Here is a 17660-nt window from a genome sequence, read left to right as displayed (position 1 = left end):
GGCACGGTGGCGAACACGCCGGTACGGGTCCCCAAGATGGCCGAGCTGGTCGCGGCACAGCTGCGCCGCAAGATCGTGCGCGGGGAGCTGGCGGTGGGGGAGGCGCTGCCCGCCGAGACGGCGCTGATGGCGGAGTTCGCCGTCTCCCGCCCGACGCTGCGCGAGGCGTTCCGGGTGCTGGAGTCGGAGTCGCTGATCGAGGTGCGCAGGGGCGCCAGGGGAGGGGCGCGGGTGCAGACCCCGGAAGGCACGGTGGCCGCCCGTTACGCCGGAGTGGTGCTGGAGTACCGGGGCACGACCCTCAAGGACGTCTACGACGCCCGTACGGTGATCGAGGCGCCGTGCGCCGGTCTGCTGGCCGAGCGGCGTACGGACGACGACCTGGAGCGACTGCGGGCCGCCGTGAACGAGGCCGAGCAGCTCATGGACGACCCGTCGGCCTTCATCCGCGCCCACATGGAGTTCCACGCCCTTGTCGTCGAACTCGCGGGCAACGAGACGCTGAGCGTCCTCAACGGCATGGTCCGGCACATCATCGACCAGGCGAACTGGTCCCATGTCGATCTCGACGCGGGCAGCCCCGAGAACATCCGGGCCAACCGCCGGGGCTTCCGCGCCCACGGCGCGCTCGTCGACCTCGTGGCCGCGCGCCGGACGGAGGCCGCCGAGGAACTGTGGCGCGTCCATCTCCAGGAGGCCGAGAACTATCTGCTGCAGAGCAGGTCCATGACGACCGTCCTGGACCTGCTCGGCTGACCGCCGCAAGGCCGACCGTCAGTCGGGCTTGCGCAGCTCCTGCACGATGGGCTCCCACACCTCGGCGTCGATCTCGTACGCGGTGTAGAAGGACACGCGGTCGACCAGTGCCCCGTAGCGGCGGCGGATCTCGCCGGCGACCTGGTCCGGCTCCGCCACCACCGCGAAGGTGTGGAGGACCTCGTCGTCGACGAGCCCGCTCATCGCCTCCCACTTGTCCTCGCGCCGGGACGTCGACAACGTGTGCAGTTCGTCGCCGAGTTCACCCCAGCCGTGCAGCTCCAGCACACCCCGGTAGGCGGGCGTGCTGCCGTAGAAGGCGATCTGCCCACGGGTGCCGTCGATCGCGCGGGCCATCTCCTCCTCGGTCCGGCCGGTCGCGGTCAGCAGCAGATGGGAGACGGAGAAGTCGGCGCGCGTGCGGCCCGACGTCGCGAGGCCGGTCCCGACGGTCGGCAGGGTGACTTCGCGCAGATACCGCTCCGTGGTGAAGCCGTGTGCGAGCAGCCCGTCCGCCACCTCGCCCGCCACCCGCGTCATCGCCTCCCCGACGGCGGCCACGAACACCTTCGGCGCCCCGCCCGTGGCGGGCGGGGGCGAGAAGAACGGGGACATCAGGGTGTGCGAGTAGAAGTCGCCCCGGAAGTTGAGCCGTTCGCCCTCGTTCCAGGAAGCCCAGATGGCGCGCAGCGCGCTCACGTACTCCCGCATGCGGGCCGCCGGCCGGCTCCACGGCATGTCGAAGCGCCGCTCGATGTGCGGTTTGATCTGGCTGCCGAGGCCGAGCGAGAACCGCCCGCCGGCGTAGGTCTGCAAGTCGTGGGCGGTGTAGGCGAGTTGCATGGGGGAGCGGGCGAAGGCCACCGCGATGGCGGTCCCCACCTCGAGCCGGTCGGTGTGCTCCGCCGCGAGCGTCAGCGGCAGGAACGGGTCGTGCTTGGACTCCGAGGCCCACAGCCCGTCGTAGCCCGCCTTCTCGTGGTGCCGGGCCTCCTCCACGACCTCTGCCGTGCTCCACACGTTGAGCTTGCCGTCGACCTTCATGCCGCTCCCCTGACCGCTTCCATGCCGATGCGCTGTGCGAGCAGTTCGCGATGGTACGCGGGATCGCCGAACAGCAGCTGTGATGTCTTGGCCCGCTTCAGATACAGATGGGCGGGATGTTCCCAGGTGAAGCCGATACCGCCGTGGACCTGGATGTTCTCGGCGGTCGCCTGCAGACAGGCGTCCGAGCAGAACGCCTTGGCCAGGCTCGCCACGGCGGGCAGCTCCGGGTCCTCGTTCTCCGCTGCGAGCAGCGCGAAGTGCGCGGCGGCGCGCGCCGACTCCACCTCCAGCAGGACATCCGCCAGGAGGTGCTTGACGGCCTGGAAGGAGCCGATGGGCCGCCCGAACTGGTGGCGCACCTTGGCGTACTCCACCGCCATGTCGAGCGCGCGGGAGGCCACTCCGACCTGCTCGGCGGCCAGTGCCACACCTGCCCGGTCGAGCACCTGGGACACCAGGTCCCAGCCGTCGCCGTGCGTACGCAGCCGGGTCGCCCGTACGCCGTCGTAGTCGAGGCGCGCCTGCCGGCGGGTCGGGTCCATCGTGGGCAGCGGCTGGCGGGTCAGCCCGGCCGCGTCGCCGTCCACGCTGAAGACACCGATGCCGTCGGCGGTGCGGGCCACGGTGAGGACGACATCGGCGGCGGCACCGTCGAGGACGAACGTCTTGTGCCCGGACAGCAGCCAACTCCCGTTGGATTCACGGGCGGTGAGCTGAACACCTGCCGCGTCCCAGCGGGCGGAGTCCTCCGTCAGCGCCAGCGTCGCGACGAGCTCGCCGGCGGCCAGCCCCGGCAGCAGCCGCTTCCGGGCGTCCTCGTCGGCGCAGCGCAGCAGCGTGGTCGTCGCGAGCACGGCCGAGGACAGGAACGGTGCGCACAGCAGCGCCCGGCCCATCTCCTCCATCACCACGCCCACTTCGACGGGCCCGCACCCGGCGCCGCCGTACTCCTCGGGGACGGCCAGCCCCTGAAGGCCGAGCTCCGTCCCCATCCGGCGCCACAGTGCCCGGTCGAAGCCCTCGGGCGTCTCCATCAGGCGCCGCACCTCGGTCTCGGGCGAGGTGTCGGCCAGGAACGCCCTTACCGTGCGCCCCAGTTCCTGCTGCTCGTCGCTGAACGCGAAGTCCACCCGACTGCTCCTTTCCGGTCCGGTCCGGCCGCGCGCTCAGCGACGGCCGCGCGCCGCGATGATCTTCTCGACGGCGGCGATGTGCTCCGGCGTCTGCATGCTGTCCTGCTCGGCGAGCAGCGCGGGCTCCATCACCGTGTCGAGCGCCTGCTCCAGGTGGCGGTTGACCGCCCGCTTGGTCTCGCGCAGGGCCTGTACGGGCAGCGCGGCCAGCCGCCCGGCCAGCTCCATGGCCTCGTCCAGGAGCCTGTCCTTGGGGACGGCGCGGTTGGCGACGCCCAGCCGGACGGCGTCCTGCGCGCTCAGCCGGTCGCCGAGGAACAGGAGCTCCTTCGCGCGGGTCAGCCCGACGAGCAGGGGAAGGACGAACGCGCCGCCGTCGCCCGCGACGAGTCCGACCTGGACGTGCGGGTCGGCGACATAGGTGTCGTCGGCCATCAGCACCAGGTCGCTGAGCAGGGCCAGGGTGCAACCCAGGCCCACCGCGGGCCCGTTGACCGCCGCGATCACCGGCAGCGGACAGCGGACCATGCCGGTGATGATCCGCCGGGCCTCGTCCACGTTCTGCTCCCGGAAGGCGCGGTCGCGCTGGACCCGCGTCATGATGTCGAAGTTGCCCCCGGCGCTGAACGCGCGGCCGCGTCCGGTGAGCACGACCACCCGTGCCTCGGGGTCGTCGGCGACCGTCTCCCACACCGACGCGAGGCCCAGGTGCAGCTCCTCGCTCATCGAGTTGAGCTGGTCGGGCCGGTTCAGCTCGAGCAGCCGGACCGGCCCGACGGCCGTCACCACCAGATCCGTCATCTCCACCGCCAACGATCAAGAATGAGTCAGTAGAGTTGAATGCTATAACTAATTAAGCTTTCTGAAAACAGGTTCGCGGAGTGACGGAGGACGCGCATGCCGGAGCAGAAGTACGAGACCGTGCGGGCCGAGGTGGCGGACCGGATCCTCACCGTCACCCTCGACCGGCCCGAGAAGCTCAACGCCTTCAACCCGCAGATGATGGCCGACCTGCTCGACGTGCTGGACGCCGCGGACGCCGACGACGAGGTGCGCGTGGTCGTGGTGACCGGTGCCGGGCGCGGCTTCTGCGCGGGTGCCGACGTCAGCTCCGGCGGCTCGTCCTTCGATCACCGCAAGGCGGGCGCCCGGCACCGGGACACCGGCGGCCGGGTGGCGCTGCGGATCTTCTCCAGCACCAAGCCGGTGATCGCGGCGATCAACGGCCCGGCGGCGGGCGTGGGGGCCAGCATGACCCTGCCCATGGACATCCGGCTCGCGTCGACCTCGGCCAAGTTCGGCTTCGTCTTCGCGCGCCGCGGCATCGTGCCGGAGTCCGCCGCGAGCTGGTTCCTGCCGCGGGCCGTGGGCATGCAGCGGGCGATGGAGTGGGTGGCGACCGGCCGTGTCTTCGGCCCCGACGAGGCGCTGGCGGCCGGCCTCGTCCGCTCCGTCCATCCCCCCGAGGAACTGCTGCCCGCGGCATACGAACTCGCCCGTGAGATCGCCGAGAACACCTCGGCGATCTCGGTCGCCCTTTCGCGCCAGATGATGTGGCGGATGCTCGGCGAGCCCCACCCGATGACCGCGCACCGGCTCGACTCACGGATCATGAGCCAGATCGGCGGCGGCCCGGACCCGGTGGAGGGCGTCCAGTCGTTTCTGGCCAAGCGGCCGCCCGAGTTCCCGGGCCGGGTCGGCAAGGACATGCCACCCGTCTACCCCTGGTGGCAGGACGAGGAGTTCCGGCCCTTCGGGGAGTAGCCGGACCGGCCTGAGCTTTACAGACTGACGAGATCTGGCCGAAACATTGTCGTAGTTTGCTCGAAGTGTTAGCGTCCGGTCGGCGGGCATTCAGTTGAATGCGCTGAACCATTGACCGCCTGGACGGTAACCATGAGCGATGGTTTCCTGCATGAATCCCTGAGCGGTGTCGACTGGGGGGTCGCCACCGCGGACACCGTCGCGGCCCCACTGCCACCCCCGCCCGAGCGCGGCGGACACTTCGGGCAGTGGACCGAGGACATCCGGCAGGTGACCGGCCTCACCGCCGACACCCACCGGATGGTCGCCGGCTGGCCGCAGCTCCAGCCCGACGGGCCCGACAGCTGGGACCGGGCCGCCCTGGACCGCTGCGACCGCGCGCTCGATGCCCTGCTCGCGCACGGGAAGCGCCCGAGTCTCACGCTGTTCGACCGTTCGCTGCCGCCGTGGCTGGACGCCGCGGGCGGCTGGCTGGCCCGCGACACCGCCGAGCACTTCGCCGCGTACGCCGCCGAGCTGGGCCGCCGCTTCGGCGACCGGGTGGAGCGCTGGATCACCTCCACCGACCTGGCCGGCCCCACCCTCGCGGACCACGTGGCCGGAATGTACTCACCGGGGCGGGGCGCCGGCCGGGCCGGGCTGCCCGCGGTCCACCACATCCTGCTCGCCAACGGGCTCGCCGCCCAGGCTCTCAGGGCCACGGGCGCGAGCGGCCGCATCGGCACCACGGTCACCCTCGTCGGCTGTTACGCGGCCACCGACGACCCCTTCGACCGCCTTGCCGTGGAGCGCCTGGAGAGCTGGACCAACCGCCTCTTCCTCGACCCCCTGCTGCTCGGCGAGCACATGGTGACCGAGGACGACGTCTCACCCGTGGCGGTCACCGGCTGCGTACGCCCCGGTGACCTGGAGGTCATCGCCACCGCCCAGGACCTGCTGGGCCTGTCCTGGCACTCCCCGTTCCGCGTCACCGCACCGGAGAACCTGCCCCGCGTACTGCCGACCACGAAGTGCCGCAGCGCCCTCAACGAGGTCAACCGCCTGCTCGTGGGCCTCGGCTTCGCGATCGTCCCCTTCGACGACGTGGAGACGACCGCCTACGGCTGGCCCATCATCCCCGAGGGGCTCGCCGACGCCGTCGCCGGCCTGTGCGACCTCTACGGAGGCCTGCTGCCACCGCTCTCCGTCGTCGACAACGGCATGGGTGACCTGGACCTGGTCGACGACACGGGACACCGCGACGACACCCGGCGCCGGTCCCTGCTGCGCGCCAGGCTCTCCTGGCTGGCGGGACTCGTCGACGCCGGGGTGGACGTGTGCGGCTACGAGTACTGGTCGGTCCTCGACAACCTCGAGGCGAAGTTCCGCTACACCCGCCTGTACGCGATGGCGGTCCCGGACCACGAGCTCTCGCCGCGCCCCCCGATGCCCTCCGACTGGCTGCACGGCGGTGCGTTCGCCGAGACCGCCGTACCCGACGCAGGCCGGGCCGCCGGTCTGCGTCTGGTGCCGGCCGCTTCCCGGACTCAGGGCGCCGGGGCCTCGTAGTCCCTGCCGCGGATCAGCCGGACCGGGGTGTAGACGAGGACGTCCTCGTCCCGCTGGTTGCGCACGGTGATCCGGCTGGTCACCACGCCCCGGCCGGGCCTGCTGGACGGCCGGCAGTCCGTGGTCTCCACGACGGCGTACAGCGTGTCGCCGACGTACACCGGACCCTGCACGGTCAACTCCATGTGCAGGAAGGCGAGTCCGGTGCCGTGCAGGACGTTCGTCTGCAGCACGAGTCCCTCGGCGAGGCAGTACGTCAGCGCCCCCGGGACCAGCCGGCCGGTGTAGCCGCCGTCCGCGGCGTGCGAGGCGTCCCAGAAGAGGGGCTCGTTGAAGCCCCCCCAGGTGACGAAGTTGACGAGATCGGTCTCCGTGACCGTCCGACGGGCGGTCCGGAAGACCTGCCCGACCGGCATCTCCTCGTAGGTCAATCCCCGTACCAGCGGGGGCACTTCGGTGATGGTGTCTTCCGTCGTCATGGTGTCGTCCTCTCCGTGTGGTTCCCTGTCACAGGTCGAGCGGGTGCTTGCCGGCCACGCCCTCGAAGTCCGGGGCGCGCTTGTCGCGGTGGGCGGCCAGCCCCTCGACGACCTCGTGTCCCGCGAAGCCGAAGAACTCCAGCCCGAGCGAGGCCTCGAAGAGCGGCTGGGCGGTGCGGTACCAGTGGTTGAGGGACCGCTTGGTCCAGCTGATGGCGCTGGTGGGCCCGGCGGCGAGAGCGGTCGCCACCCGCAGGGCTTCGGTGTGCACGTCCTGGTCGTCCACGCACTTCGAGACGAGCCCGATCCGTTCGGCCTCCTCACCCGTGAGCACCTCGCAGGTCAGCAGGTAGTACTTGGCCTTGGCCATGCCGCACAGCAGCGGCCAGCAGATGGCGGCGTGATCGCCGGCCGCGACCCCGAGACGCGTGTGCCCGTCGACGATCTTCGCCGTACGGGCGGCGATGGAGATGTCCGCCAGCATGCCGATCACCAGCCCGGCACCGACCGCCGGACCGTGGATCGCGGAGACCACCGGCTTGGAGCAGTTGATCACCCCGTAGACCATGTCCCGCGCCTCGCGCATCACCCGGGCACGTACCGCGTAGTCCTCCGTCATGGCCTCGATGGAGTCGAAGGTCCCGCCCGCCGAGAACGCCCGGCCCGCGCCCTGGACCAGCACCGCTCGGGTCTGTTCGTCCCGGTCCACGACCGGCCAGATGTCGGCGAGTTCACCGTGCATCCGCGGATCCACGGCGTTGAGGTTCGGGGCGTCGAGCACGATGCGGAGCACGCCGGGTGCGGGCCGCTCGAAGGTCAGGCTCGTGAACGGGGCGTAGAGATCGGTCACGTCGCGCTCCTGGTGTATTCAGTGCGGATACTATAATTATCTAACTGTATCGTGGACGGGTCGACAAGCATTGGATCGACAGGCACTGGGTCGACGGACAGCGGGTCGACAAGCGGGCCCCACCGAGGACGGGAAGCTCGGCATGGATCTCACCTTCAGCGAGGAACAGGACGAACTGCGCACGGTCGTACGGTCGTTCCTCACCAGGCACTCCGGCGAGACGGACGTGCGCCGTCTCGCCGCCGACCCGCGCGGCTACGACGCCGTCGTCTGGCGGCGGATGGCAGGCGAACTCGGACTGCAGGGTCTCGCCGTACCGGAGGAGTACGGCGGCTCGGGCTTCGGCTACGTCGACCTCGGCGTCGTCTTCGAGGAGGCGGGCCGCGCGCTGCTGTGCGCCCCGTACTTCGCGACCGTGGCCCTGGCCGCCGAGGCCCTGCTGCGCTGCGACGACGAGCAGGCCCGGGCCGACCTCCTGCCGGGCATCGCCTCCGGCGAGACGGTGGCCACGCTGGCGCTCACCGAGGACGGCGGCCGCTGGGACGAGCCGGGCATCCGGCTCGCCGCACGCGAGACGCCGGGTGGCTGGCGGCTGACCGGCACGAAGAGCTACGTCCCCGACGGCCACCTCGCCGATCTGCTCCTGGTCGCCGCCCGCACCCCCGCCGGCGTCACCCTCTTCGCGGTCGGCGCCGACGCGCCGGGCCTTACCCGCACCCCGCTGCCCACCCTCGACCAGACCCGCAAACAGGCCCGGCTGGAGTTCAGCGACACCCCCGCCCGCCTGCTCGGCACCGAGGGCACGGCATGGCCCGCCCTCGCACGCACCCTCGCCACCGCCTCCGTCCTGCTCGCCGCCGAACAGGTCGGGGGAGCGGCCGCCGCACTGGACGCCGCCGTGGACTACGCCGGGATCCGGGTGCAGTACGGGCGGGCCATCGGCTCGTTCCAGGGGATCAAGCACAAGTGCGCGGACATGCTGGTGGAGATCGAGTCCGCCCGCTCGGCCGCGTACGCCGGACTGTGGGCGCTGGACGCCGGCGACGAGACGGAGATCGCGGTCGCCGCGGCCCTGGCGCAGGCCTTCTGCTCTGAGGCGTTCACCAGGGTGGCCGGCGACAACATCCAGGTCCACGGCGGAATCGGCTTCACCTGGGAGCACCCCGCGCACCTGTACTTCAAGCGGGCCAAGAGCTCCGAGGTGCTGCTCGGTACGCCGTCGTACCACCGGGAGCTGCTCGCTGCCCGGCTCGGCATCTGAACCTCAAGGAAGGAAGCCGGCATGGAGCTGGACTTCGGGCCCGCGGTGCGCGACTTCCGCGACGAGCTGCGGGACTGGCTCGCGGACCACCTCGTGGGCGAGTTCGCCGAGCACCGGGGCGTGGGCGGCCCCACCGACGGCGCGGCCTGGGAGGTCCGCCTCGCCTGGGACCGCGAGCTGTCCGCCGGGAACTGGCTGGGCGTCGGGTGGCCGCGGGAGTACGGCGGCCGGGGGCTCGGCCTCCTGGAAGAGATCGTCTTCGAGTACGAGTACGCCCGCGCGAACGCCCCCTACCGGGCCACGACCAACGCCCTCGACCTGCTCGGCCCGATGCTCCTCAAGGTGGGCGGCGAGGCGCAGAAGAAGCGCTTCCTGCCGCCGATCCTCGCCGTCGAGGAACTGTGGGGCCAGGGCTTCAGCGAACCCGGCGCCGGCTCCGACCTGGCCTCGGTCCGCACCCGGGCCGAACGCGAAGATGGGGGCACCTCCCGCTCGAGCGGAGCCGAGAGTGGGGGAGACTGGGTGGTCAACGGGCAGAAGGTGTGGACCTCCTTCGGCGCCCACGCCGACTGGCTCTACATCCTCACCCGCACCGACCCGCAGTCCGTACGGCACAAGGGACTTACCATGCTGCTCGTCCCGGCCCACCAGCCGGGCGTGGACATCCGCCCCATCCGCAACCTCGCCGGCCAGGACGAGTTCGCCGAGGTCTTCCTCTCCGACGCGCGCACCGGCGCGGACATGGTCGTGGGCGAGGTCGGCGAGGGCTGGCGCACGGCCATGGCCACCCTCGGCATCGAACGCGGCACCACGCTGCTGCCCCAGCAGCTCACCTTCGAGCGGGAGGCGGAGGCGCTGATCGACCTGGCCAGGGAGCGCGGCGCGCTCGACGACCCCATGCTGCGCCGCCGGATCGTCGACGCCTGGATCTCCGTACGCATCATGCGCACCACCAACCTCCGCACCCTCGCCGAACTGACCGAGGGCCGCACACCGGGAGCCCAGGCCACCACCGCGAAGCTCTACGCCTCGACCCGCCACCAGCAACTCGGCCATCTGGCGCAGGAGTTGGCAGGGCCCGCCGGACAGATCGTCGGCGAGGACTACGGCCTCGACACCCGGCAGCGCTCCTTCCTGCTCTCCCTCGCGGAGACCATCTACGGCGGATCGAGCGAGATCCAGCGCAACATCATCGGTGAGCAGCTCCTCGGGCTGCCGAAGGAGCCCCGGCCATGACCTCGCTCGAGGAACGCATCGACCGCATCGAATCGCAGCTGGCCGTCCAGCAGTTGCCCGTCCGATACGCCCTGGCCGTGGACGCCCGCGACCTCGACGCCTGGGTGGGCTGCTTCCGGCCCGACGTCGACATGGGGCGCCTCGGCAGCGGCCGGGAAACACTGCGCGCCTACATCGACCCCCTCGTCCGCGGCTTCCACCGCTCGGTCCACCAGATCTGCGGCCACCGCGTCGAGTTCACCGACCGCGACACCGCCACCGGCTCCGTCTACTGCCGTGCCGAGCACGAGGTGGGGGAGCGGTGGATCGTGATGGCGATCCGCTATCTCGACGAGTACGCGCGCGTGGACGGCGAGTGGTACTTCTCCCGGCGCCGCGAGCAGCACTGGTACGCGGCCGACGTGACCGAACGCCCCCAGACGGTGGGCTTCAACGGCTGGGCGGAGGGATCCGGCGAACCGGCGCTGCCCGAGGCCTTCCCCTCCTGGGCGGCCTTCTGGAAGGAGACGACCTGATGGACCGAGGAACACGACTGGCGGGCAGGACGGCACTGGTCACCGGCGGAGGCCAGGGCGTGGGCCGTGGCATCGCGCTCGCCCTCGCCGCCGAGGGCGCGGCCGTCGCGATCACCGGCCGGACCGAGGGCAAACTCAAGGACACCGCCGGGGAGATCGTCGAGCGCGGCGGCAGGGCGCACATCGTGGTCGGTGACGTGGGCGAGCGCGGCGACGTCGACCGCATGGTGGCCGAGACCGTACGGGAGTTCGGCGGCCTCGACGTGCTGGTCAACAACGCCCAGACCTCCGTGCAGCGCCGGCTGGAGCAGACCTCGTACGAGGATGTCGAACTCACCTACCGCAGCGGCCCGTTGGCCGCCTTCCACGCCATGCAGTCGGCCCTGCCCCACCTGAAGGCGAGCCGCGGCAGCGTGGTGAACCTCGGTTCCTCGGCGGCGGTGCAGGGCGAGGTGGGCTTCGCCGCGTACGCGATGGCCAAGGAGGCCGTCCGGGGGCTGAGCCGGGTCGCCGCGCGGGAGTGGGGCGCGTACGGGATCCGCGTGAACGTCGTCTGCCCGGCCGCGCTGAGCCCGGCGGCGGAGGCGTACTTCGCGGATCACCCGGAGAAGGCCGAACAGGTGCTGGCCGGCATCCCGTTGGGGCGGATGGGCGACCCGGAGACGGACATCGGCCGGGCGGTGGCCGCGCTCGTCAGCGACGACATGGCCTATCTGACGGGGGCGACGCTGATGCTGGAGGGTGGACGGACCCTCATCGGGTGAGGCGGGGGTCTGCGGGGTGCGCCCGCAGACCCCCGCCGACGCCCTTCGGGCTCGTCCTCAACGCCGGACGGGCTGAAACACCCACCTCACACAACGCCCCGCCCCCGCAGCTCCGCCAGCTGATGTTCCGTCACCCCGACCAGCCTGCCCAGGACTTCCGCCGTGTGCTCGCCCAGCGCCGGTGGCGGGGCGTACCCCTCCACCGGTGTCGCCGTGAACCGGATCGGATTCGCGAGCAGCGGCAGCCGTCCCGACACCGGGTCCTCGATCTCGATCAGCATCTCCCGGTGCCGTATCTGCGGGTCCGCGAAGACCTCGGGCATCTCGTTGAACGGGCCCGCCGGGACGTCGTGTTCGTCGAGTACGGTCAGCCATTCGTCCCGGGTCCGGGTGCGCAGGATCGCCTCCAGCACCGGCAGGATCTGCTCGCGGTGGGTGATCCGGGCGGACGTCGTGGCGAACCGGGGGTCCTGGAGCAGGTCGGTGCGGTCGGCCGCCGTGCAGAAGGCCGCGAACTGCTTGTCGTTGCCCGCCACCAGGAAGAGGGGCTTGTCCTCGCACTGGAAGGCCTGCGAGGGGATCCCGCCGTACCCGCCGTTGCCCCGCCGCCGCGGAACCTCCCCGGAGATCAGGTAGTTCATGGCGAAGTGGGACAGCGAGGCCAGCCCGCAGTCCAGCAGCGACAGGTCGATGAACTGGCCCTCACCGGTGACGTCCCGGTGCCGCAGTGCCGCCAGCACGGCCGTGGAGGCATACAGACCCGTGAGGATGTCGACCATGCTGACCCCGACCTTCATCGGCTCCTCGGGGTGCCCGGAGACGCTCATCATCCCGGACATGGCCTGGAAGATGCCGTCGTAGCCGGGGCGTTCGGCGTACGGCCCGGTCTGCCCGAAGCCGGTCACGGAGAGATAGACCAGCCGCGGGTTGAGCTCCCGCAGGCTCTCGTGGTCGAGCCCGTACTTCGCCAGGGTGCCCGCCCGGAAGTTCTCCACCAGCACGTCCGACCGGGCGGCGAGGGCGCGGATCAACTCCTGCCCCTCGGCGGTGGCGTGGTTGACGGTGACCGACCGCTTGTTGCGGTTGCAGGCGAGGTAGAAGGCGGCGGTGTCGGTCCGGTCGCCCTCCGGACCGTGCGCGAAGGGCGGGCCGTACGTCCGTGAGTCGTCGCCGGTGCCGGGCCGCTCGACCTTGATCACCTCGGCTCCGAGGTCGGCCAGCATCTGGGTGGCGAGCGGGGCCGCGAGGATGCGGGACAGGTCGAGGACGCGGATCCCGGCCAGGGCGGTCGACGGCATCGAGGTCTCCCTCTGTTCACAGACGGCGAATGAGTTATATAAATAATACATCTGGCGCCCAGATCGCATCCCGAATGATTGCTTCAACTATCCAATTCATGTAACTATATGGATCGGCCTTCAGGCCGAGACCGGAGGCCGTGCTGATGACTGTCGCGGCGAGGACCCTCACCGACCTTGAACAGCGCGAACGCCGCGAATGGTTCCGGGCCCGCTGGGAGCGGGGGGTCGCCTTCAACCGCTACTGCCGTCTCCGCGTGACGCGCTGGGACCCGGACGGCGTCGAGATCGTGCTCCCCTACACCGAGACCCTCTCCGCGCACGAAGGGCTCTTCCACGGCGGGGTCGTCTCGGCGCTCATCGACACCGCCGGCGCCGGAGCCGTGATCGCCGGGCACGACTTCACCAAGGGCAGCCGGCTCAGCACCGTGTCGATGTCGGTGCAGTACCTCGCCCCCGCCCGCGGCCGGGAGGCCGTCGCCTACGCGCGCTGTGTCCGGCGGGGCCGCCGGCTGCACTTCGCCGACGTCGACGTGATGACCGACGGACGCATCTGCGCGCGGGGCCAGGTGGTGGTGACCATCTCGGGGGAGAGGCCGGGCGTCGGCGATCCGATCGCCCATGTCGACCCCGTCGACCCCATCGAACCGCTGACGGAGGAGTGACGCGATGACCGAGGAGTCCGCCCGGGACACCCAGGACGACCTGGTGCTGTACGAGGTCGACGAGGACGGCGTCGCCACCGTCACCCTCAACCGGCCCGAGCGCAAGAACGCGTGGAGCATTCCCATGGAGCGCCGCTTCTTCGCGCTCCTGGACGAGGCCGCGGCCGACCCCGCCGTCCGCGTCGTGATCATCACGGGTGCGGGCAGGGCCTTCTGTCCCGGCATGGACGTCCAGCGCCTGGAGCAGAACGCGCAGCCGGGCCAGTCCCTCAACCTCCGGGCGCGCGTCCCGATGTACAGCAGGCGCACCATGCCGAAGCCACTGATCGCCGCCGTCAACGGCGCCTGCGCGGGCATCGGCCTGGTCCAGGCGCTCATCTGCGACGTCCGCTTCGCCGCCCGCGGGGCCCGCTTCACCACCGCCTTCACCCGGCGCGGCCTGGCCGGCGAGTACAACCTCCCCTACGTGCTCCCGCGCGTCATCGGTCTGGAGAACGCCCTCGACCTGCTGCTGTCCGCCCGGGTCTTCGACGCCGACGAGGCGAAGGAGCTCGGCCTCGTCAGCCGCGTCGTCGAACCGGAGGACCTGCTCGACGCCGCCCGCGCCTACGCCCGGGACATCGCCCGCAACTGCTCCCCGCGCGCCATGGCCGTCGTACGCCACCAGGTGTACGGCGACCTGGACCGCCCGTTCGCCGACGCCCTCGCCCGCTCCTACTCCGCCATGGAGTTCTTCGCGGGCTCGCCGGACTTCCGCGAGGGCGTGGCGAGCTTCGTGGAGAAGCGGGAGCCCAAGTTCGAGGGCCTGCCGCCGGAGTTCGACCCGGACGAGGCCACCCGCGACGCGTTCCTGCCGTACTGAAGGCGTTCCCCACCACCGCACCGACTGAGGAGACTGGACGATGACAGGGCAGCCGTTCCCCGTCGAGGCCGGGCACGTCTTGATGTTCGCCCGCGCCATCGGCGACGAGAACCCCTCGTACGAGGAGTTCGCCCCGCCGACCTTCACCATCGCGAGCGCCCAGTACGACCCGGACTACCGCATGCGCCCCGGCCCCGGCAGCGAGTGGTTCGGCTCGGGCCGCGAACCGGGGGTGATGCCGGAGTGGGGCGGAGGCCTGCACGCCGAGCAGCACTACGAGTACCACCGTCCGGTGCGTACGGGCGAGACGCTGTACGCCCACGTCGTGCCGGGCGAGAGCTGGGAGAAGCAGGGCCGCAGTGGACGCCTGCTGTTCAGCGAGCGGGTCACCGAGTACCGGGACGCGGCCGGCGAACCGGTCGTCACCGCCCGGCAGGTGGCCGTCGTGCCCGAGGGACCGGTCACCAGGAAGGACGAGACCCGATGACTCTGCACGTCGACGACGTCAAGGTCGGAGAGAGCCGCGAGCGCGTGCTCGTCGACGACCTCAAGCGCACCCGGATCGTCCAGTACGCGGGCGCCGGCGGCGACTACAACCCGGTGCACACCGACGAGGTGTACGCCACCGAAGTCGCCGGTTATCCCGGGGTGTTCGCCCACGGCATGTTGACGATGGGCATGGCCGGGCGGGTGCTCACCGACTGGGTCGGCATCGAGGCCCTGCTCACCTACGGCGTGCGCTTCAAGGCCCAGGTCTGGCCCGGCGACACCCTCACCGCCACGGCGATCGTCGAGTCCGTCGAGGACGCGCCGGCCGGACCGGTCGCCCACTTCTCCCTCGTCACCGTCAACCAGAACGGCGTCGAGGTGGTCGCCGGCACCGCGACGGCCCGCCTGGAGCAGTGAGCCCGGTGGGCGGCGCGGCGGAGCCCGGACCGGCGGCCACCTGGACCGCCATGGTGAGCCGCGCCTACGACCACGCCCGACCCGCCGTCCGGTTCGCGGACCTGATCTGGACCGGACGCGAACTCCTCGACCGGGCGGGCGGCGCGGCCGACTGGCTGGACACACTCGGCCTCGAACCCGGCGCTCCGGTACCGGCGTTGGTCGCCACCTCGGCCGATGCCCTGGCGCTGGTGATCGGCGGTGCCGGGTCCGGCCATCCGCTCGCACCGCTCGGTGTCCGGATGACCGCGCACGAGATCGCCACCGTGGTGCGGGCGACGAGCTCCGAAGTCCTGCTGGCACAGCCCGAGTTCGCCGAACTCGGCAGGCAGGTCGCCGCACTCGCGGGCCGACAGCTGAACATCGTGCCCGAACTACCCTCGGTCTCACGGAAGTTGAGCGCCGAGCCGGACGACCTGGCCGCCGTCCTGCACACCTCCGGCACGACCGGCCTGCCCAAACCCGTCCCCATGACCCAAGGACGCCTGGCCGCCCGTGCTCGCGTCAACGGACGGCTCTGCGGCCTCGATTCCGACAGCTTCTACGGCGGCAGCGCGCCCTTCCACCACATCGCGGGCCTCGGCAACATCGCCGTCGCCCTCGCCGCCGGCGCGCTGGTCACCGGCCTGCCCCGCTTCACCGTGGAGGGCTGGACCCTGCTGCGGGACCTCGGCACCACGCACACCAGCATGGTCCCGGCCATGCTGGAAACCCTGCTGGTTGCAGGCGAGGCACGCCACGAGACCCTGCGGACCCTCCAGTACGGCGGCGCACCCGTCCGCCCCGGCACCCTGCGGCGGACGTACGAGGCGATGCCCGGCGTCCGCATGCTCAACATGTTCGGGCAGACGGAGGGTTCGCCCATCAGCGTGCTCACCGCCGAGGACCACCGCGAGGCGGTCGCCGGACGCACCGAGCTCCTGCGGTCGGTGGGGCGGCCCGCCCCCGGGGTCGAACTCCGGGTGCACGACGCCGGCCCGGACGGCATCGGCGAGATCCATGCCCGCGCAGACCACTTCTTCCGCATCGACGCCGAAGGCTGGCTGCACAGCGGAGACTTGGGCCGACTGGCCGCCGACGGCTATCTCTATCTCTACGGCCGGGGCACCGACATGATCATCCGCGGTGGCGAGAACGTCCACCCCCTGGAGGTCGAGACGCTCCTCGCGGCACATCCCGGCGTGGCGGACGTGGCGGTCACCGGGGTGCCCGACGAGCGGCTCGGCCAGACCGTCGTCGCCTTCGTCGTGCCCTCCGACCCCGATGCCCCACCCCGGCCGGAGGCGCTCAGGCGGTACGCCCGCGCCCGGCTGTCCGGTTTCAAGATCCCCGTCCGCTGGTGGTTCGTGGACGACCTGCCGCGCAACGCCAACGGCAAGGTCGTCCGCCGTGGCCTGCGGGAGCCGTACGAAGGAGAAGCAAGTGCCTGACCATGTGGACCCGCTCCGCCTCGACGCTCTCCTGAGCCGGATCCGCCGGGAGGTCCACAACGGCCCCCTGCCGTCCGCACAGGTCGCCGTCGCGCACGACGGACGGCTGGTGGCCTTCGAGACCTACGGCGACGCCCACCCCGGCACCCGGTACGTCCTGCAGTCCGTGGGACGGTCGATCGTCGCGGGCGTGGTGTGGAAGCTGATCGGCGACGGGCTGTTGGACGTGGGCGAGCAAGTCGCCGCGATCATCCCGGAGTTCGCGCCGAACGGGAAGGAGGCGGTGGCGGTCGAGCAGGTGCTCACACATACCGCCGGCTTCCCCTTCGCGCCCCTCGGATACCCCAAGATGCTCGACCGCGAGCAGCGGCTCGCCGCCTTCGGCCGCTGGCGGCTGGACTACCCGCCGGGCAGCCGCTTCCAGTTCCACCTCACCTCGGCGGCCTGGCTCGTCGCCGAGATCGTCGAGCGGCGCACGGGGCTCGCCTTCGCCGACTACCTGCGCGAGCGGGTCGTGGAGCCACTGGGTCTGGCGTCGATCGAGCTGGGGGTGCCGGTGGACCGGCAGCCCGGCAGCGTCGCCCCGATGCTCGCCACCGACCGCACCGACGACGACCAGGAACCCGACCCCTGGGGGCCCTGGTACCTGTCCACTCCCGAGGTCCTGGCGGCCGGAGAGCCCAGCCACGCCCTGGTCGCCACCGCCGCCGACGTCGCGCTCTACTTCCAGGCGCTGGTCCACTCCGGCCTGTGGAAGCCGGAGGCGGTGGCCGAGGGCACCCGGATCAGGCTGACCGATCATCCCTACGGGGAGCAGATCTACGGGGGCGGCGGGGGACGCCGTACCAGCATGGGGCTGTTCGTCACCGTGGCCGGCCCGGACGCGGGCAGCAACCTGCCGTCCACCGGCTCGCCCGCGCTCTTCGGCAGCGCCGGCGCCGCCTACCAACTCGGCTTCATGGACCCGGAGTCCGGGCTGTCCTTCGCCTGCCTGAGCAACGGCTACCCGCTCGCCGGGTACGACCACTCCCCGCACGGCACCGCCCTGCTCACCGACATCGCGAACCTGGCGGCGGGCCTGGTCGGTTAGACCAGGCCCGCCGCCAG

The 17660-nt window shown here is 71.4% G+C and carries 19 protein-coding genes; 13 read left to right on the top strand and 6 right to left on the bottom strand.

What is annotated here, in order from left to right:
* The first annotated feature begins 6 nt into the window (after positions 1-6).
* Positions 7-756: a FadR/GntR family transcriptional regulator gene (locus tag OG303_RS10005; protein ID WP_405866962.1), complete on the top strand. Its 750-nt coding sequence runs from the start codon at positions 7-9 to the stop codon at positions 754-756.
* A gap of 18 nt (positions 757-774) precedes the next feature.
* Here the strand turns inward: OG303_RS10005 and OG303_RS10000 are convergent, their stop codons facing one another.
* From OG303_RS10000 to OG303_RS09990, 3 genes are read right to left on the bottom strand one after another with little or no spacing between them, the layout of a single operon-like run.
* Positions 775-1800 carry an LLM class F420-dependent oxidoreductase gene (locus OG303_RS10000; protein WP_405866960.1) on the bottom strand — a complete coding sequence of 342 codons (1026 nt, stop codon included), beginning with the start codon at positions 1798-1800 and terminating at the stop codon, positions 775-777.
* Positions 1797-2933, bottom strand: coding sequence for an acyl-CoA dehydrogenase family protein (locus OG303_RS09995; RefSeq protein WP_405866958.1), 1137 nt, complete (start codon positions 2931-2933; stop codon positions 1797-1799). Before OG303_RS09995 ends, OG303_RS10000 begins: the two co-directional genes overlap by 4 nt.
* Positions 2934-2969: 36 nt before the next feature.
* The gene (locus OG303_RS09990) at positions 2970-3743 is read right to left on the bottom strand and encodes an enoyl-CoA hydratase/isomerase family protein (protein WP_405877163.1); all 774 of its coding nucleotides are present in this window, start codon (positions 3741-3743) and stop codon (positions 2970-2972) included.
* Positions 3744-3833: 90 nt separating this feature from the next.
* On the opposite strand from OG303_RS09990, the gene OG303_RS09985 reads away from it, so the two are divergent.
* Positions 3834-4700 (top strand): crotonase/enoyl-CoA hydratase family protein, encoded by an 867-nt coding sequence (locus tag OG303_RS09985; RefSeq protein WP_405866956.1) that lies wholly within the window; start codon positions 3834-3836, stop codon positions 4698-4700.
* A 132-nt stretch (positions 4701-4832) separates the two neighbouring features.
* A complete protein-coding gene (locus OG303_RS09980; RefSeq protein ID WP_405866954.1) occupies positions 4833-6248 on the top strand; it encodes a family 1 glycosylhydrolase in 1416 nt (471 codons plus the stop codon).
* Here OG303_RS09980 and OG303_RS09975 read toward each other — a convergent pair.
* Positions 6227-6727 (bottom strand): MaoC family dehydratase, encoded by a 501-nt coding sequence (locus OG303_RS09975; RefSeq protein ID WP_405866952.1) that lies wholly within the window; start codon positions 6725-6727, stop codon positions 6227-6229. The genes OG303_RS09980 and OG303_RS09975 overlap by 22 nt on opposite strands.
* 28 nt (positions 6728-6755) lie before the next feature.
* On the bottom strand, positions 6756-7577 hold the full coding sequence (locus OG303_RS09970) for an enoyl-CoA hydratase/isomerase family protein (RefSeq protein WP_405866950.1): 822 nt from the start codon (positions 7575-7577) through the stop codon (positions 6756-6758).
* Positions 7578-7719: 142 nt separating this feature from the next.
* Here OG303_RS09970 and OG303_RS09965 point away from each other — a divergent pair, with 142 nt between their 5' ends.
* The 4 genes from OG303_RS09965 to OG303_RS09950 are packed head-to-tail and all read left to right on the top strand — an operon-like array spanning position 7720 to position 11353.
* Positions 7720-8838: an acyl-CoA dehydrogenase family protein gene (locus tag OG303_RS09965; RefSeq protein WP_405866948.1), complete on the top strand. Its 1119-nt coding sequence runs from the start codon at positions 7720-7722 to the stop codon at positions 8836-8838.
* Positions 8839-8859: 21 nt separating this feature from the next.
* Entirely contained in the window at positions 8860-10074 is a 1215-nt protein-coding gene (locus OG303_RS09960; protein WP_405866946.1) for an acyl-CoA dehydrogenase family protein, read from the top strand.
* Positions 10071-10589, top strand: a complete 519-nt coding sequence (locus OG303_RS09955) for a nuclear transport factor 2 family protein (RefSeq protein ID WP_405866944.1) — start codon at positions 10071-10073, stop codon at positions 10587-10589. Before OG303_RS09960 ends, OG303_RS09955 begins: the two co-directional genes overlap by 4 nt.
* Positions 10589-11353, top strand: coding sequence for an SDR family NAD(P)-dependent oxidoreductase (locus OG303_RS09950; protein WP_405866942.1), 765 nt, complete (start codon positions 10589-10591; stop codon positions 11351-11353). Before OG303_RS09955 ends, OG303_RS09950 begins: the two co-directional genes overlap by 1 nt.
* Before the next feature lie 86 nt (positions 11354-11439).
* Here OG303_RS09950 and OG303_RS09945 read toward each other — a convergent pair whose 3' ends face one another.
* Positions 11440-12651 (bottom strand): CaiB/BaiF CoA transferase family protein, encoded by a 1212-nt coding sequence (locus tag OG303_RS09945; protein ID WP_405866940.1) that lies wholly within the window; start codon positions 12649-12651, stop codon positions 11440-11442.
* Between the two features lie 146 nt (positions 12652-12797).
* On the opposite strand from OG303_RS09945, the gene OG303_RS09940 reads away from it, so the two are divergent.
* Genes OG303_RS09940 through OG303_RS09915 form a run of 6 tightly spaced genes read left to right on the top strand, consistent with a single transcriptional unit; the run spans position 12798 to position 17643 of the window.
* Complete coding sequence (locus tag OG303_RS09940) at positions 12798-13316, top strand: PaaI family thioesterase (protein WP_405866938.1); 519 nt, start codon at positions 12798-12800, stop codon at positions 13314-13316.
* A gap of 4 nt (positions 13317-13320) precedes the next feature.
* The gene (locus OG303_RS09935; RefSeq protein WP_405866936.1) at positions 13321-14178 is read left to right on the top strand and encodes an enoyl-CoA hydratase-related protein; all 858 of its coding nucleotides are present in this window, start codon (positions 13321-13323) and stop codon (positions 14176-14178) included.
* 40 nt (positions 14179-14218) lie between these two features.
* A complete protein-coding gene (locus OG303_RS09930; RefSeq protein WP_405866934.1) occupies positions 14219-14665 on the top strand; it encodes a MaoC family dehydratase N-terminal domain-containing protein in 447 nt (148 codons plus the stop codon).
* Positions 14662-15084 (top strand): MaoC/PaaZ C-terminal domain-containing protein, encoded by a 423-nt coding sequence (locus OG303_RS09925; protein ID WP_405866932.1) that lies wholly within the window; start codon positions 14662-14664, stop codon positions 15082-15084. The genes OG303_RS09930 and OG303_RS09925 overlap by 4 nt, the downstream gene beginning before the upstream one ends.
* On the top strand, positions 15081-16553 hold the full coding sequence (locus tag OG303_RS09920) for a class I adenylate-forming enzyme family protein (protein WP_405866930.1): 1473 nt from the start codon (positions 15081-15083) through the stop codon (positions 16551-16553). The genes OG303_RS09925 and OG303_RS09920 overlap by 4 nt, the downstream gene beginning before the upstream one ends.
* Positions 16546-17643, top strand: coding sequence for a serine hydrolase domain-containing protein (locus tag OG303_RS09915; protein WP_405866928.1), 1098 nt, complete (start codon positions 16546-16548; stop codon positions 17641-17643). Before OG303_RS09920 ends, OG303_RS09915 begins: the two co-directional genes overlap by 8 nt.
* Positions 17644-17660 lie beyond the last annotated feature (17 nt).

This window comes from Streptomyces sp. NBC_00005, assembly GCF_045160215.1.
In the GTDB taxonomy this organism is placed as follows: Bacteria; Actinomycetota; Actinomycetes; order Streptomycetales; family Streptomycetaceae; genus Streptomyces.
The sequence above is the reverse complement of the archived record's forward strand: the minus strand, read 5'-3'. Positions and strand labels throughout refer to the sequence as shown.

Bases quoted from the DNA above. Each gene is read 5' to 3' on its own strand.
- OG303_RS09975 (WP_405866952.1), bottom strand. From the start codon at position 6,727: ATGACGACGGAAGACACCATCACCGAAGTGCCCCCGCTGGTACGGGGA.
- OG303_RS09940 (WP_405866938.1), top strand. From the start codon at position 12,798: ATGACTGTCGCGGCGAGGACCCTCACCGACCTTGAACAGCGCGAACGC.
- OG303_RS09960 (WP_405866946.1), top strand. From the start codon at position 8,860: ATGGAGCTGGACTTCGGGCCCGCGGTGCGCGACTTCCGCGACGAGCTG.
- OG303_RS09930 (WP_405866934.1), top strand. From the start codon at position 14,219: ATGACAGGGCAGCCGTTCCCCGTCGAGGCCGGGCACGTCTTGATGTTC.
- OG303_RS09935 (WP_405866936.1), top strand. From the start codon at position 13,321: ATGACCGAGGAGTCCGCCCGGGACACCCAGGACGACCTGGTGCTGTAC.
- OG303_RS09955 (WP_405866944.1), top strand. From the start codon at position 10,071: ATGACCTCGCTCGAGGAACGCATCGACCGCATCGAATCGCAGCTGGCC.
- OG303_RS09985 (WP_405866956.1), top strand. From the start codon at position 3,834: ATGCCGGAGCAGAAGTACGAGACCGTGCGGGCCGAGGTGGCGGACCGG.
- OG303_RS10000 (WP_405866960.1), bottom strand. From the start codon at position 1,800: ATGAAGGTCGACGGCAAGCTCAACGTGTGGAGCACGGCAGAGGTCGTG.
- OG303_RS09950 (WP_405866942.1), top strand. From the start codon at position 10,589: ATGGACCGAGGAACACGACTGGCGGGCAGGACGGCACTGGTCACCGGC.
- OG303_RS09925 (WP_405866932.1), top strand. From the start codon at position 14,662: ATGACTCTGCACGTCGACGACGTCAAGGTCGGAGAGAGCCGCGAGCGC.
- OG303_RS09965 (WP_405866948.1), top strand. From the start codon at position 7,720: ATGGATCTCACCTTCAGCGAGGAACAGGACGAACTGCGCACGGTCGTA.
- OG303_RS09945 (WP_405866940.1), bottom strand. From the start codon at position 12,651: ATGCCGTCGACCGCCCTGGCCGGGATCCGCGTCCTCGACCTGTCCCGC.
- OG303_RS09980 (WP_405866954.1), top strand. From the start codon at position 4,833: ATGAGCGATGGTTTCCTGCATGAATCCCTGAGCGGTGTCGACTGGGGG.